15 protein-coding genes are annotated in these 16,649 nt (G+C 27.6%); 12 read left to right on the top strand and 3 right to left on the bottom strand.

The genetic code is table 11. From position 1 onward, the window contains the following. The first annotated feature begins 93 nt into the window (after positions 1-93). From KXZ80_RS09790 to fsa, 4 genes are all read left to right on the top strand, one after another. Positions 94-927: an MIP/aquaporin family protein gene (locus tag KXZ80_RS09790; RefSeq protein ID WP_021433298.1), complete on the top strand. Its 834-nt coding sequence runs from the start codon at positions 94-96 to the stop codon at positions 925-927. A gap of 84 nt (positions 928-1,011) precedes the next feature. Then, a complete protein-coding gene (gene rbsK / locus KXZ80_RS09785) occupies positions 1,012-1,920 on the top strand; it encodes a ribokinase (RefSeq protein ID WP_021433297.1) in 909 nt (302 codons plus the stop codon). Positions 1,921-1,982: 62 nt separating this feature from the next. Continuing rightward, positions 1,983-2,378, top strand: a complete 396-nt coding sequence (gene rbsD, locus KXZ80_RS09780) for a D-ribose pyranase (RefSeq protein ID WP_021433296.1) — start codon at positions 1,983-1,985, stop codon at positions 2,376-2,378. Positions 2,379-2,406: 28 nt separating this feature from the next. Beyond that, positions 2,407-3,048, top strand: a complete 642-nt coding sequence (gene fsa / locus KXZ80_RS09775; protein ID WP_021433295.1) for a fructose-6-phosphate aldolase — start codon at positions 2,407-2,409, stop codon at positions 3,046-3,048. A gap of 35 nt (positions 3,049-3,083) precedes the next feature. On the opposite strand, the gene KXZ80_RS09770 is transcribed toward fsa, so the two are convergent. Beyond that, on the bottom strand, positions 3,084-3,803 hold the full coding sequence (locus tag KXZ80_RS09770) for a rhamnosyltransferase (protein WP_021433294.1): 720 nt from the start codon (positions 3,801-3,803) through the stop codon (positions 3,084-3,086). Positions 3,804-4,207: 404 nt separating this feature from the next. Here KXZ80_RS09770 and KXZ80_RS09765 point away from each other — a divergent pair, with 404 nt between their 5' ends. Both KXZ80_RS09765 and KXZ80_RS09760 read left to right on the top strand, forming a co-directional pair. Further along, the gene (locus KXZ80_RS09765) at positions 4,208-5,653 is read left to right on the top strand and encodes a DEAD/DEAH box helicase (RefSeq protein ID WP_021433293.1); all 1,446 of its coding nucleotides are present in this window, start codon (positions 4,208-4,210) and stop codon (positions 5,651-5,653) included. Between the two features lie 98 nt (positions 5,654-5,751). Further along, positions 5,752-6,225, top strand: a complete 474-nt coding sequence (locus tag KXZ80_RS09760; protein ID WP_021433292.1) for a hypothetical protein — start codon at positions 5,752-5,754, stop codon at positions 6,223-6,225. A gap of 99 nt (positions 6,226-6,324) precedes the next feature. On the opposite strand, the gene KXZ80_RS09755 is transcribed toward KXZ80_RS09760, so the two are convergent. Continuing rightward, the gene (locus KXZ80_RS09755; RefSeq protein WP_021433291.1) at positions 6,325-6,999 is read right to left on the bottom strand and encodes a beta/alpha barrel domain-containing protein; all 675 of its coding nucleotides are present in this window, start codon (positions 6,997-6,999) and stop codon (positions 6,325-6,327) included. Positions 7,000-7,302: 303 nt separating this feature from the next. On the opposite strand from KXZ80_RS09755, the gene glpT reads away from it, so the two are divergent. From glpT to KXZ80_RS09735, 4 genes are all read left to right on the top strand, one after another. Next, positions 7,303-8,631, top strand: coding sequence for a glycerol-3-phosphate transporter (gene glpT / locus KXZ80_RS09750; RefSeq protein WP_021433290.1), 1,329 nt, complete (start codon positions 7,303-7,305; stop codon positions 8,629-8,631). Between the two features lie 161 nt (positions 8,632-8,792). Beyond that, complete coding sequence (locus KXZ80_RS09745) at positions 8,793-9,419, top strand: TetR/AcrR family transcriptional regulator (RefSeq protein ID WP_021433289.1); 627 nt, start codon at positions 8,793-8,795, stop codon at positions 9,417-9,419. Further along, entirely contained in the window at positions 9,419-10,117 is a 699-nt protein-coding gene (locus KXZ80_RS09740) for an ABC transporter ATP-binding protein (protein ID WP_021433288.1), read from the top strand. The genes KXZ80_RS09745 and KXZ80_RS09740 overlap by 1 nt, the downstream gene beginning before the upstream one ends. Further along, complete coding sequence (locus tag KXZ80_RS09735; protein ID WP_021433287.1) at positions 10,117-12,354, top strand: ABC transporter permease; 2,238 nt, start codon at positions 10,117-10,119, stop codon at positions 12,352-12,354. The genes KXZ80_RS09740 and KXZ80_RS09735 overlap by 1 nt, the downstream gene beginning before the upstream one ends. Positions 12,355-12,400: 46 nt before the next feature. Here KXZ80_RS09735 and KXZ80_RS09730 read toward each other — a convergent pair whose 3' ends face one another. Then, positions 12,401-13,264, bottom strand: coding sequence for a YitT family protein (locus KXZ80_RS09730; RefSeq protein WP_064506430.1), 864 nt, complete (start codon positions 13,262-13,264; stop codon positions 12,401-12,403). A gap of 209 nt (positions 13,265-13,473) precedes the next feature. On the opposite strand from KXZ80_RS09730, the gene KXZ80_RS09725 reads away from it, so the two are divergent. Continuing rightward, on the top strand, positions 13,474-13,782 hold the full coding sequence (locus KXZ80_RS09725; protein WP_025161899.1) for a hypothetical protein: 309 nt from the start codon (positions 13,474-13,476) through the stop codon (positions 13,780-13,782). Between the two features lie 220 nt (positions 13,783-14,002). Continuing rightward, complete coding sequence (locus KXZ80_RS09720; protein WP_021433285.1) at positions 14,003-16,498, top strand: GH39 family glycosyl hydrolase; 2,496 nt, start codon at positions 14,003-14,005, stop codon at positions 16,496-16,498. Positions 16,499-16,649 lie beyond the last annotated feature (151 nt).

Genomic DNA, 16,649 nt, shown 5'->3' with positions numbered 1-16,649 from the left:
AAAAAAATAGTATATTATATCAAATATAACTTGGAAAACGATATCAAGAAGAGGAACTAAACAAAAAATAATTATAAAGGATGATGAACTAAAATGAGCGTATATTTAGCGGAATTCATAGGGGTAGCAATGTTAATATTTTTTGGTTGTGGAGTTTTAGCAGGAAATTCATTAAAAACATCAGGGTCATATCAAGCAGGAAATGTAGCAATAAATATCGCCTGGGGATGTACAGTTGCGATGGTTATATATTGCCTTGGAGATATAAGTGGAGCTCATATTAATCCAGCGGTTACAATTATGCAAGCAGTTAGAGGAAATTTTGAATGGAGCTTAGTTCCAGGATATATTTTAGCTCAAATAGCTGGAGGTATGTTTGGAGGCTTACTAGTATACCTTCAATTTATCAATCATTGGGAAAAAACAGACGACCCACAAGCTAAGTTAACGATATTTGCTACAGCACCAACTATAAGAAATAATTTAGCAAACTTTTTTAGTGAGTACATAGTAACTTTTGCATTAGTATTTTGTATATTAGGGCTAGACACAAATACATTCCCAAGTGGATTAAAGCCTTTAGCTGTTGGATGTTTAATATTTTTAGTAGGAACATCATTTGGTGGAGTAACAGGAGCTGCATTAAACCCAGCTAGAGATTTAGGTCCACGTTTAGCTCACTTATTATTACCAATACCAGGTAAAGGAAGTTCTGATTTTAAATATGCATGGATACCTGTGGTAGCACCTATAATGGGGGCAGTTACATCAGGTTTAATACACCTTGCTTTGTATGATGGAATTGTAGATTACAGACTTTATACTATGATAGGATTGACGATAGGTACATTTGTTGGAATAAAGCTAGTGAGCAAAAATGAAAATGAAGAAAGTATAGCTAGTGAATTAATAGATGAAATTGCATAATAAAAAAGATATAATTATGTAAGATATATGTAAAAAATATGAAAATATATTACAAATTAATGACAACAAAAAGGAGAATTTAACATGAAAAAGATATGTGTAATAGGAAGCCTTAATATGGACTTAGTTGTAAATGTTGATGAAATGCCAAAGAAGGGTCAAACATTAATAGGAAGTAAATTTAAAGAAATACCAGGCGGAAAAGGTGCTAATCAAGCAGTTGCAGCATCAAGACTTGGTGGAGAAGTTTATATGATAGGTAAGGTTGGAAATGATGGATTTGGACAAAGTTTATTAAAACAATTAAAGGCTGATAAAGTAAAAACTGATTATGTACAAATTGAAAAAGGACCAAGTGGGGTGGCACTTATAACTGTAGATAAGAATGCTGAAAACTCTATAGTAGTATCTCCAGGGGCAAACTTCGAATTAACAGAATCAGATATAGATAAATGTATAGATGGTATAAAAGAAAGTAGTATAGTTGTAATACAACTTGAAACACCGATAGATACTATAAAATACGCTTTAGAAAAATCAAAAGAATTAGGTAAGTTTACAATATTAAATCCAGCACCAGCAGTTAAGCTTAGTGATGATATTATAAAAAATGTAGATTTATTAACTCCTAATGAGACAGAACTTGAAATATTAAGTGGAGTGAAAATAGAAAACGAAGATGATATAAAAAAAGCTGCTAATGTAATGATAGAAAAAGGTGTAAAACAACTTATAGTTACATTAGGATCAAAGGGAAGTCTTTATTTAGATAAGGATAAAATAGAATTTAAAAAATCATATAAAGTAGAGGCTGTAGATACAACAGCAGCAGGAGATAGTTACACAGGGGCATTATCAGTAGCATTTTCTCAAGGAAAAGATATAGATGAAGCGATGGATTTTGCATCAAAAGTAGGTGCATTATGTGTTACTAACATAGGGGCGCAAACATCAATACCTAACTTATATGACGTTATGAATCATAAATTTTAGTAAAATAATTAAAATTATAAAGACTTAAATAAAAAATAGTACATAAATGAAGGAGATTTAAGATGAAAAAATCAGTTTTAATAAACAGTGAAATATCATCAGTAATATCAAAAATGGGACACACAGACATGTTAACAATATGTGATAGTGGGCTTCCTATACCGAAAAATGTTAAAAGAATAGATTTAGCATTAAAGCAAGGTGTGCCAACATTTTTAGATACATTAGATACAGTACTTGAAGAATTAAAAGTAGAAGAAGTTATAATAGCTTGTGAAATGGAAGAAGTTAGTAAAAAACTTTATAAAGAGATAGAAAATAGATTTAAAGATATAAAAATAACTAAAATAGCTCACGAAGAGTTTAAAACTGTGACTAAAGATTCTATGGCTATAGTTAGGACAGGTGAATTTACACCATATGCAAATATAATATTAAAATCTGGAGTAGTATTTTAACAATTAAAAAAAACTAAGGAGATATATTATGAAAATATTTATAGATACAGCAAATGTAGATGAAATAAAAGAAGCAGCGACTTGGGGTATATTAGATGGAGTAACAACAAACCCTTCACTAATAGCTAAGGAAGGAAGAGATTTAAAAGAAGTAATAAATGAAATATGTGAAATAGTTGATGGACCAATAAGCGCTGAGGTAATCAGTTTAGAAGCTGATAAAATGGTAGAAGAAGCTTTAGAATTAGTTAAGTTACATAAAAACATAGTTATAAAGTTGCCAATGTGTATAGAAGGGTTAAAGGCAGTTAAAATTCTTTCAGAGAAGAATATAAAAACTAACGTTACTTTAATATTTTCATCACAACAAGCATTACTTGCAGCAAAAGCAGGTGCTACTTATGTAAGCCCATTTGTTGGAAGATTAGATGATATAGGCGTTACAGGAGTAGATCTTATAAGTGATATAGCTAATATATTTGAGGTACACAGTATCAATACTGAAATAATATCAGCAAGTATAAGAAACCCAATCCATGTATCAGAATGTGCTATGGCGGGTTCTGATATAGCTACTATACCATTTAATGTATTAAAGCAAATGGCAAAGCATCCATTAACAGATATAGGAATAGAAAAGTTTTTATCTGATTATAAAAATATGCTATAAGATAAGGAGGAACGAATCGTTCCTCCTTTTTTATTTTATATTAAGTTAAAATCTTTTAAAGCTTTAGCTTTTAAGTCTTCAGGGGTTTTAGGAATTCCTTGGTATGCAGATAATGAATTTAAAATATTTGTTCCGTGTATTAAAACCATAACATATTCATGTAATAGATACTCATGAGTTAAATGAACTACTGAACCATGATCTGCATATTTATAACGAAGTCCATTAATATATGAATTAACATCATATATTAATGCATATAAACCACAATGATAATCAGGAGTAGTAAAGGAAAGCATAGTATTAGTTGATATATCATAAATATAAACATTTCTATTTATAATACATTGAGTATCTGGCTTAGTTTCGAAATCTATTATTTTTTGGAGATATTCAGGATGCATTAGATTATCAGAATCAAAAGGAACTAAATATAAATAGTCATATCCAAATATGGACTCTTTCACAAAGTCATCTTCACATATTTGTTCAAATCCAATAGTTGAATTCATAGGCCTAAATATAATATTAGAAGCAAGCTTAGGATAATTAGATAGAGCATCTAAAACTAAATCTTGACTGTTTATATCATAGTATATTAAAGCTAAAAAATCTTGGTAAGTTTGATTAACTAAACTAAAATAAGTGTATTTTATAAATAAATCAATCCTATAATCTATCCATTCTTTTGTTAATCTATTTTTTGATAAATCCATTGTGTTAAAATTTATAGTAACAATTAACTTTTTTTTCAATTAAATTAACCTCCAGGGGATTAAACATAATTAAAAACTTTCAATTAAAAACTAGCTATATAAATTTTATAACATTAAGCTAGTCTATAATCATAATATGATTTATATTCTAAATAAGTTACATATTCTTTTAGAGATTATTACATTTGTAAAAAACTAACTATTTTAATGTTGGATAAGTTATACTATGTTGGAATTTTGGTTGGCGATTTATGAATTATATGTATAAAAATTATTTATAAAGCATGTATTTTTTAATAGATTTTATTAAGTATTAAATATATAATTAGGAGAAGTATGATTTTTATGATATATTAAGTATTACAGAAAAATAAGGAATATATATAAATAGAAGTATAATACTATATAAAAATACTAAAATGACATAAAGGAAGAACACATAAATGACAAATATAAACTTTAAAGATTACAAACTAAGCAATGAAATATTAAAATCACTTAATATGCTAAACTATAAGACACCAACCAAAGTTCAGCAAGAGGTAATACCAGTTGCACTAGAAAATAAAGATGTATTAGTAAAATCACAAACAGGAAGTGGTAAAACAGCAACATTTGCAATACCACTATGTGAGTTAGTTGATTGGGACGAAAACAAACCACAAGCATTAATACTTACACCGACAAGAGAGCTTGCAATACAAGTTAAGGAAGATGTATTTAACATAGGAAGATTTAAAAGAATAAAAGTGCCAGCACTTTATGGTAAATCATCTTTTTCATTACAAGCAAAAGAGTTAAAACAAAAGACTCATATAGTAGTAGGAACTCCAGGTAGAACAATAGACCATATCAAAGAAGGCAACTTTATAACTGATAACATAAAATATCTTGTACTAGATGAAGCTGATGAGATGCTTAGTATGGGATTTTTAGAACAAGTAGAAGAAATAATTTCATTACTGCCTAAGAATCGTGTGACTATGCTATTTTCAGCAACTATGCCAGATGATATAAATAGATTATCAAAAAAATATATGAAAAATCATGTGACAATAGAAATTGAAGCAAAAACATTAACAGTTGATAGAATACAACAAGATGGATATAACATAGAAGAAACAGGAAAATTAAATTTATTAAAAGATGTAACAACAATAGAAAACCCAGATAGCTGCGTTATTTTTTGTAATACACAAGTTAAGGTAGAGTCTTTATACAATGAATTAAGAAAACTTAAATATCCATGTGATAAAATACATGGAGGAATGGAACAAGATGAGAGAATTAAAGTAATGAATAACTTTAAAAAAGGATATTTTAGATACTTAATAGCAACAGATGTAGCGGCTAGAGGTATAGATATAGATAATATCACTCATGTAATAAATTATGATGTACCTGTTTTAAGAGAAAGCTATGTTCATAGAATAGGTAGAACAGGTCGTGCAGGTAAAGAGGGAAGAGCTATTACTTTTGTTATGAAATCTGATGAAAGACGTATGTTTGAAATATACTCTTATACAGGTAAGGAATTAACAATGAAAATGAAACCGAGTAAAAGACTTGTAATGAGTTTAAAGCCTGAATTTGATAAAAAATTAGAGCAAAGACAAAAAGTTAAAGAAGATAAAGGTGCTAATCTAAGCCAAGAAATAATGAAGATTCATATAAATGCGGGTAAAAAAACTAAGATGAGACCTGTTGATATAGTAGGTACACTTTGTAGCATCGAAGGTATGAATGCAGAAGACATTGGAGTTATAAGTGTACTTGATATATCTACTTATGTTGAAATATTAAACAACAAAGGGGAGATGGTGCTAAAAGCACTGCAAACTAAAAATATAAAAGGTAGACCAAGAAAAGTAACTAGAGCAGATATGTAATTTTAAAAATAAATTGATTCGGATAAATAAGAACCATTGTCAGATATTTTCATATGATATATAGAACAATATTTATATCATAAAAAGGAGAATCAACAATGGAAAGAAATTATTGGCAAGAATATTGGGATAATTATTGGAAGTTTATGGCTGTATATCTTAGAGAGTTACAAAATGTACGACCTGATGTGGATATTAAAAATGAATACTTAGAAGTTGCTAGTTTACTTGAGCCTTCTATGAATTTTGAAAATTACGAGGTTTATGATGATAATAGCGATTCAGAGATAGATACAGAAGTAGATTTTATTATGCCTAATCCAGCGCAATCACCTGAAACCTTTATATCACCTGAGGGGGGACAGTTTACTATAGGTAATTGCAGAAGGATGGCAATAGTTAGAATAGTAATGAGAAGAGGATTTAATCCTTCTAATTTCTTTATGATAGTGGATAGAAGTGATCGTAGGAGCATTCAAGGATTTAGAATAGCTTGTCAATCTGGTAATATTAGATTTGTACCAATGGCTGTAGAATATAGAAATATAAACTTTATAGAATGCGCATTTTAATTTAAAAATAATAAGAGGTATCCAGTAGATATGCATATGCAATTCTTGGGGTACCTCTTATTATTTTGATTGAAATTGATAAATTACGAAAACTATATACTAATGAGAATTTGCATTTTCCCTATAAGAAGTCATAACATCTTTAAATAATTCAGCAACAGAAGGTGGAGTCCAAGTGATTGCGTTTGCCCCAGCGGCTATTGTTTTTCTTATGCTTTCATCAGTTGGACCACCTGTCGCTATTATTGGAAAATCAGGATAAGATTCTCTAATTTTTGCAACTATTCGAGGAGTATCAGAAGAAGCTGAAACATTAAAAATAGTTGCTCCAGCATCTATTCTTTCCTGAATGTTTGTATCATCGTTTACAATAGTAACAACAACAGGTATATCAAGTGCATTAGATAAAGCTCTAACTACACCGTTTGTTGTGGGGGCATTAACAACGACACCAATAGCACCTTGTAATTCAGCGTTAGTGCCTAACATTATTGAGCGTATTCCTTTTGTAAGACCGCCACCAACTCCTGCGAAAACAGGGATATCAGAAGCCATAATAATAGATTGTGTAATTATTGGCTGAGGAGTAAATGGATATACAGCTATTACTGCGTCTGCATTTACATTTTTTATAATAGCCAAATCAGTTGAAAAAACAAGTGACTTTATTCGTTTTCCAAAAATATTTATACCACTACATTCTCTAATAACCTCAGGAACACGTAAAAATGATTTTCTAAGTGTACCATCTATGGATTTTGGTCGTTGCTTCATAGATAAAAGCCTCCTTAATAATTTTAATATTTTATCATTAATTATAAATTAGGTATGTTAAATTTGCTATATTTTAACGAAATAAATTTATTATGGATATTTAATATGTATATTTGTAAAAAAATGTTGAAAAACGAATCATCATGTGATACCTTTTATAGTGAGGACATAAAGTTAGAAAAATTACAATATATAACGTGCGTTAGAGAACAGGAGTCAAGCACAAGCCTTAGGATGTTACTATTTTAACAATATTAACATAGGCTTAGCTTGGCTTTTTTAACGTAAAAAGGGGGATTTTTAATGTTAAAATTTTTAAAGCCAGCTCCATGCATAAGCAGGCTACCAGAAAAAGAAATAGATTCAGCTTATAAAAAATATCGTATTCAGATGTTTATTAGTATTTATGTAGGATACCTTATATACTATTTTGTAAGAAGTAACTTTGCTTTATCTAAAGTATATCTTTTAGAACAGGGGTTTACAAAAGTTGAGATAGGATTTGTTGCATCAGCACTTGGATTATCTTATGGTATTAGTAAATTTGTAATGGGAAATGTATCTGATAGATCTAATCCAAGATATTTCTTGGCAATAGGGCTTATATTATCAGGTATAGTAAACTTGTTTTTACCAAACACAACTAATATTGCTTTTATGTTTGTTTTAATGTTGTTAAATGGATGGTTTCAAGGAATGGGATGGCCTCCATGTGGAAGAATAATGACTCACTGGTTTTCAGATAGTGAGCGTGGTGTTAAAATGTCAATTTGGAACACTGCACATAATGTAGGTGGAGGATTTATAGCTACAATTGCATTAATTGGGGTATCATTATTTGGAACATGGAAAGGTATTTTTTACTTGCCAGCAATAATAGCAATTGTAGGTGGACTAGCATATATTATATTTGCAAGAGATACTCCACAATCTGTTGGATTACCACCAATTGAAGAATTTAAAGATGACTATCCAGAGTACGAGGTTGAAGTTAAAGATGCTGAAGAAGAACTTAGCGCTAAGGAAATATTATTTAAGTATGTATTAAACAATAAGCTTTTATGGTGTATAGCTATTGCAAACGTTTTCGTATACTTGGTTAGATATGGTGTTATAAGTTGGGTGCCTACATATTTACAAGAAGTCAGACACTTTAACCCAAAAGACTCTTCTATAGCATTTGCATTGTTTGAATATGCTGCTATACCTGGAACTATTATAGTTGGATGGATTAGTGATCATATATTCCATGGTAGACGTGCTCCAATGGGAGTTATATGTATGGCTGGAGTAGCTATAGCAACAGCGGTATATTGGAAAAGTACAAGTCCATTTGCTATAAATTGTGCATTGGCATCAATAGGAGCATTAATTTATGGACCTGTTATGTTAATAGGGGTAAGTGCACTAGACCTTGTACCTAAAAAAGCAGCAGGAACTGCGGCTGGGTTTACCGGTTTATTTGGCTACATGGGAGGACAAGTTTTAGCTGAACTAGCAATGGGTATTGTAGTTGATAAGTTTAATTGGGATGGAGGATTTATAATGCTAATAGCATCTGCAATCTTATCTATAGTATTTTTATCATTTACATGGAATACTCATAATATAAAAGAAAAATCTAATGCTTAGTTACATATAAATATAGTATAATTAAGGCTTTAATCTATAAAGATTATAGCCTTAATTTTTTTATTTTTATTAATCTACACAAAAGTTGACTAATTTGGTCACATTCAATAATATATAAGTATGACCAAGTTAGTTATATGAAGAAATAAGGAGGAATAGTATTGAATAAGACATTTGAAAATCTAGGTGAGGAAAAAAGACTTAGGATAATAAATTCAGCAATAGAAGAGTTTGCCAATAAAGGATATAGACATGCAACAGTAGATAACATAGTATTAAAAGCAGGAATTTCGAAAGGTTCAATATTTCAATACTTCAAAAATAAAGAAAGATTATACTTATATATTTGTAATTATCAAATAGATATAATTAAAGATGAAGTATTTAAACAAAAAGAAAATAATGAAACTGATTTTTTTGAAATATATAAACAGGCTGCGCATATTAAGTTTGAAATACTTAAAAAAAATCCATATATTTTTAAGTTTTTTCAAACATTGTACGCAGATGATTCAGAAGTAGCACAAAAATGGCTAGAAGATATGCTTAAAAATAGAAACGAAATAGTATTAAACTTTATAGGTGATTATGATAAAACAAAATTTAGAGATGATTTAGATATTGATATGGCAGTAAAGGCTATTGAACTTACATTTGATGGACTATCAATGAAATGGATGGATAAATTATCATATGAAAACTATGAAGAAGATTTAAAAAGATTATTTGAAGAAGTAGAAGACTATATAAATTTTTATGAAAAATTATACTATAAGGGAGAAAACTAATGTTTATTAAAACTAGTAACTTATGTAAGTCATACAAAACAGAGGATATCGAAACTATAGCATTAAAAAATACAAATATATCAATTGAAAAAGGTGATATAGGAGTAATATTAGGGCCATCAGGAAGTGGAAAATCTACTTTAATGAATATTCTTGGAGGGTTAGATAAATCAGATAGTGGTGAGGCAATTGTAGATGGAATTGATATTACTAAACTATCAGATTCTGAACTAGTAGAATATAGACGTGAAAAAACAGGATTTATATTTCAATCATACAATTTAATGCCTCATTTAACAGTATTAGAAAATATAGAAATAATAGAAAATATAAGTAAATCACCTCTTAATATTAATGAAGTTCTAGATGCAGTAGGATTAATGAATAAAAAAAATAGATTTCCAAAAGAACTATCTGGTGGAGAGCAACAACGTGTTGCAATTGCTAGAGCTGTAATAAAAAATCCAGCAATATTATTTTGTGATGAGTTAACAGGGGCATTAGATTATAAGTCAGCAATAGATGTACTTTCTCTTATACAAGATATAAACCGAAAATTTAATACTACAATTTTAATAATTACACACAATGCTTCAATAAGTGCCATGGCAAATAAAATATATAAATTTAGAAGTGGTGAGGTTACAGATTTTATCACTAACAACAATCCGGCTGATGCAAGGGAGGTTCAATGGTAATGAAGCTAAATAAAAGCATATTACGCGTAATTAAGGAAAATATGGGAAAATATTTAGGAATGCTGTATATGCTAATATTATCAGTGTTTTTATTTGTTTCATTAAATCTTACAGCTCAAAATTTAAGATACAACAAAGATGAATATGTAACTAAAAATATTCAAGAAGACTTAGAATTTTATACTTCAAATAAAATTAATGATATAGGTAAGATAGAAAATAAGTTTAATTTAAAAATGGATGAAACTCTTGTAAAAGAGTATGAAGAAAAAGGCAAAACATTAAGATTATTTACTCCAAATGAAAAGGTAAATATTACTTCAGTTTTAGAAGGTTCGATGCCAAAGGTTGGAGAAATAGCCTTAGATCCTCAGTTTGCTAAATCAAATAAAATAAAAATTGGAGATGATTATAGTATAGGAGATTCTTCTTATAAAGTTTCTGGGTTCATAGGTATACCAAACTATGCTTACATACTTGAAAAAGAAGGAGATATTATAAATAATCCTAAAAAATTTGGTATAGGGATAATAAATAAAAAAGATATTGAAAATGGTGATTATTTATATTCAGTAAAATATAATGATGAAAATAAAAGTATATATAACAGATCAAAAGATTTAAAAAGTTACTTAAATGAAAATGGAGTAAATATAATTGACTGGGTATATGCTAAAAATAACTTAAAGATATCAGTATTAGATATAGAAGTTATGGCTATAAGTACATATTCGATTGTATTACCTACAATAATATTATTTATAACAGTTGTATTAATAAGTATTGTTTTAGGAAGAATGATAAAAAATGAAATGGCAGGAATTGGTACATTATATGCATTAGGATATAGAAAAAAAGAAATAATGAGGCATTATTTAAACTATCCTATAATACTTTCACTGACTGGTGGATTAATTGGGGGAACCATTGGTCTTATCGTACAAAAATACATCTTTGACTTATTCCTTGAATTTTTCCCAATTCCAGTAGAAAAATTATCGTATAGCCCTAAATATTTTATATTAGGAATAATTTTATGCGTATTGTTTACTGTTGTAGGAAGTTACATATCTATTAATAAGATATTGAAATCATTACCAGTTTCATTAATGAACAATGAAATTAAGAGTAAAAAAGTAAATAAAATTGAAAGAAAAATTAACTTAAGTAAATTTAAATTTAAAACAAAGTTTGCTATAAGAGAACAATTACGCTCAATACCTAGATTAGTGTTCTTGGTAACTGGAGTTGCTATAGCTACGGTATTTTTGATGTATGGATTTATTGCTAAATGTTCAATGGACTATGCAATTAACCAAGATAGTAATGATGTGTTTAGCTACAATTATGAATATATATTAAAACAGCCTACAACAGATAAGCCTCCTGTGGGTTCAGAGGAGATATCGGGAATTAGATTTGCAATCGATAGTACTCTAAAAGATAAATTTGAGTTATTGGGAGTAAGTAAAAACTCAAAATTGGTAAGTTTAAAAGATAAACATGGAAAAGAAATAAACATTAATGATAATAAATTTATTATTTCTTCTAAAATGGCAAAAAAATATAAATTAGATATTGGTGATAAACTATCTTTTATAAATATACTTGATGATAAAGAATATTCTATAAAAATCACTGATATAGCTAAAACAAATGCAGGAGATTATATATTTACGTCAATAGATAATCTTAATAAAATAATGGGGCTTAAAAAAGGTGAGCATAGTGCAATCATTTCAAAAGAACCTATTAAATTAGATAAGGATTTAATATATATGGTAAATACACCTAGTAACATGAAAGATATGCTAGCAGATTATATGGATTTAATGGAAGTTTTTATATACGGAATAGCAGTGGTAGCTTTTATCATAGGTATCATTATAGTATACATAATAGCATCTACGAGCATAGAAGAAAATAAAAATCATATAGCTCTTATGAAGGTTTTTGGATATAAGAAAAAAGAAATAAACTCAATGATGCTAAATGGTTCAAGATTTTACGTGATACTTGGGTATATAATAGGTGTACCTATTGGATATATTATAATAAATTTGATATTTAAAATATTTGAGGAACTAGATATAGCGCTAGAAGCTAAAATTAGCTTACCTTATATATTTATAGGGTTTGTTATAATAGCTCTTACTTTTGAAATATCTAAAGCCATATGCTCTAGAAAAATTGAGAAAATAGCTTTAAGTGAAGCTTTAAAAACACAAAAAGATTAATAAAAAGCCATGAAGATATTAACCTTCATGGCTTTTTTATTATATTTTAAACTTTTCTTGTAAATCCTTCTCCAAGCACTTCATAAGCATTATTTATTATAACAAAGGCTAAAGGATCTATTTCATTAACAAGTTTTCGTAAAATAACTTCTTCACGTCGAGAAACTACAACTAATAAAACATCTTTCTTTTGCTTTGAGTATCCTCCACGGCCTTCTAAAAAAGTAACTCCTCTTTCTAAGTTTTTCATAATAGAATCAGAAATCTCATCCGGGTTATCAGTTATAATTATAAAAGATTTAGAAAAATCAAATCCCTCAACAATAGTGTCGCAAATTTTGACTGAAATATATAAAGATATTATAGCATATAGAGCTATTTGAATATTTCTAGAAACAAGCCCTGCTAAAATTATTACTAAACCATCTATTATAAACATGAAAACGGAAATAGATATAAATGGGAAAACCTTATTTAAGATAAGGCAAGCAAGTTCTGTTCCACCAGTAGATGCATCTATTCTAAATAACATTCCAAGACTTATTCCAACAACTATACCACCTGCAATTGATGATAATAATATATCATTAGTTTGAAAAGCTGAAGTTAGTGGTTCTGTAACCTTTAAGAAAAATGTAAGTAATAAAATTCCTATTAAAGTCTTTATAGCATCTTTTTTACCAAGAATTTTAACTCCGAATATAAACAGAGGTATATTAAAAACTAAGTTTATAAGCCATAAAGGAGTATTAAAAATATTTTTAAGGACTATTGCAAGACCTGTAAGTCCCCCTGACGCTATCATATATGGCTCTAAGAACATATTAAGTCCGACAGACATTATAAAACATCCTAATGCTAAAATTATAAGCTCAAAAAGATACTTGTATTTCTTATCTTTTAAAATCAATTCCCATCACCATCCTTTTTAAACTTGGAAACGTTTTGATTAGGTTTACAACAATTTCCACATATTTAAGTATATCATGAAATCTTGTATAAAATGTTAATATACATAAAAATATATACGCATATGATAATTAAATGTGGAATATTTAATAATTATAAAAAAAGAAGAGATAATAAATACATAAACATAATTTTAAAAAGGAGATACATATGAAGAACTATAGTTTTAATACTCGAGAGGAACTCGTAGAATTCTTAGATAATCATAATTTTAAATATTATATCCCGAGAGTAAGCGAGTATATGAGTGCTATTAAAGATGAACTTAAGCATTATTGTGTAGAGTTATCAGACTCCAATGAAGTTGAAAGTTGTTTTATTATAACCATCACAGGAGGAAGAGAGCTTAAGGAAAGTTTCTTTGATATCAGCAAAGTTAATGAATTTAAAGATAAAGCTTATAATAGGGAGTATAGAGAAAAACAATATAAAGAAGGTATTGAAAAAGGATATTTTTAATTTGAAAATAAATAGATAAATAAAGGTATTGAAAATATCAAATCACATAAAAAAGGCAGAGAAATCTGCCTTTTTTATATGATTTTTATTAACTAGATTTATAATACTATATCAACTAATGTAGTATTTTGGTTATAAAAATAAATAGTAATATGGTAAGATTAAATTAAACAAATGGATATAATATAAAATTTATATAATATAAGTAGTGAGGTAAAAAATGAGGTATATATACGAAACTATAAAGTTTAATGAATCATTACCAGTAAATATATTTATTCATGAAGTAGATGTTGTTCAAAGTCACTGGCATGAAAGTATAGAAATATTATTAGTGGCAAATGGGGAAGTAGATTTATTAGTTGATGGGAAAAAGTATAATCTACAAGAAGATGATTTAATAATAATAAACTCAAAAGAAATACATTCAATAAAGTCTGAAAAAAATAATATAGTAATAGCAATTCAAATAGATCTATCATCATTTAATGATTTATATGAAGATATTGATAAAATAAACTTAAACTGTAAATCATTTGAATATACTAAAGACGATAAAAGATTTATATTAATTAGGAAAATACTATCAGAAATAACATATAACTATTTAAAACAAAGCAACGGATATAATATAAAAATAAACTCATTGCTAAATGAGTTAGTATATATACTAATAAACAGATTTAAGAATAGTACAAAAACAAAGACAGAAAATAAAAATTATAAACATCTAGATAGGTTGAATAGAGTAATTTCACATATGCAAAAAAACTATAAAGAAGATATAACTCTAAATAATATATCTAGTATGGAGTACTTATCACCTCAATATTTTAGTAAATTTTTTGAAAAACATATGGGAGTAAATTTTCTAGCATATCTAAATTCTATAAGATTAGAACATGCAATGAAAGATTTACTGAACACTGATTACAACATTACTGATATAGCTCTAAATAATGGTTTTGCAAATACAAAATCATTTACAAATTTATTTAAGAATACATATAAAGAAACACCTAGTAACTATAGGAAAAAATTTTGTAATATAAATGAAATAAAAAATAGTAAGACAGACAGAGGTATCAATTATTTAGAGATTAATGAAAATAATCAAATAGATTTTATTTTTAAATATTTAAAGGGTCAAGAAGATGCAAAAGGTTTAGAAATAATAGATAAGGTGGAAAATGTTGTACATGTTGATGCAAGCAAAACAATTAAAAGTATAAACAATACATGGAAAAATTTAATTACAATAGGAAAGGCTAAAGAAGGTTTGATGAAAGATGTACAAGAGCATCTAATAGAGATTCAAAGTAAAATTGGATTTAAATATATTAGATTTCATGGAATCTTCGATGATAGTATGATGGTTTATGATGAAAAAAATAATAATCCTAGTTTTAACTTTACATATATAGATAAGCTTTTTGATTTTCTATTGAGTATAAATTTAAAGCCTTTTGTAGAGCTTGGATTCATGCCATCTAAACTTGCACTTAATACAAACAAGTCAATTTTTTACACAAAAAGTGTCATTAGTGAGCCTAAAGATATTAAGCTATGGAATTTATTAGTTGAAAATTTTATTAGACATTGTGTAAATAAATATGGATTTGAGGAAGTTAGTTCTTGGTATTTTGAGGTTTGGAATGAGCCTGACATAGACTCAGTCTTTGGATTTAATAAAGAAGAATACTACAATGAGTTTTTTAAAGAAACGTATAATACTATAAAGTCTGTAAATAGCAACTTTAAAGTAGGAGGACCATCTATATTAGGGTATAACATTTTGAAAAATAATTGGTTAGAAATATACTTGAACTATTGCATAGAGAATAATTGTATACCGGACTTTATAACTTTTCATAGTTATCCAGTAGAATATTTAGATAGAAGTGTAACTGAGTATTTATTAAATAATGAACTTAAAATATGTATTAGTAAAAATGTAAATTATCTTAGCGTAGTAATAAATAAAATAAAAGAGATATTGAAAAGGTTTAAATTAGAAAATACTAGTATATATATGACAGAATGGAACTCGACACCATCACATAGAGATCTTACTAATGATACTTTATACAAGGCTAGTTACATTACCAAAAATATCATTGAGAATTTAGATAAATTAGATGGATTTGGATATTGGGCTGCTACTGATTTACTAGAAGAGTTTAGAATAGATGAAGATTTATTTCATGGTGGGTTAGGACTTATATTAAACAATGGAATTAAAAAATCTGCTTTCTATGCATATGAACTTTTAAATAAGTTAGGAGATAAATTAATAGATATAGGAGATTGCTATATTGTTACTAAACAATTTGATACCTATCAAATTATGATTTATAATTATTGTCACTTTGATAATATTTATTCTAGAGGAGATATTTCTCAAATAAGTAAAATAGATAGGTATAATGTGTTTAAAAATATAGAAAAAAATATTACGATTAATTTAAAAAATATTGAATCTGGAGAGTATTTGTTTAAAGAGTATAAGATTAGCAAAGAACATGGCTCGTCTTTTGATACGTGGGTTAATATGGGAAGTCCTGATTACTTAGATGAAGAGGATGTAGCTTACATAAATAATAGCTCAATGATAGAAATAAAGAAGTATAAAAAATACATAAATAATGACTATATTATAAATGCTAACTTAGAACCACATGAAGTCAAATTTTATACTATAAAACCAAAATATTAATATAAATCACTGCGAAGAGTTAAAATTTAATCTATTTGCAGTGATTTTTTAATTGAAAATACTTTCCTTGAACTGTTTTTTATAAAAATAAGTTAAGATTTGACCTGAAATTAATTAAAAATTAAATCGAAATTTATTTTTTAAAAATATA

It is taken from the genome of Paraclostridium bifermentans, assembly GCF_019916025.1.
Lineage (GTDB): Bacteria > Bacillota > Clostridia > Peptostreptococcales > Peptostreptococcaceae > Paraclostridium > Paraclostridium bifermentans.
The sequence above is the reverse complement of the archived record's forward strand: the minus strand, read 5'-3'. Positions and strand labels throughout refer to the sequence as shown.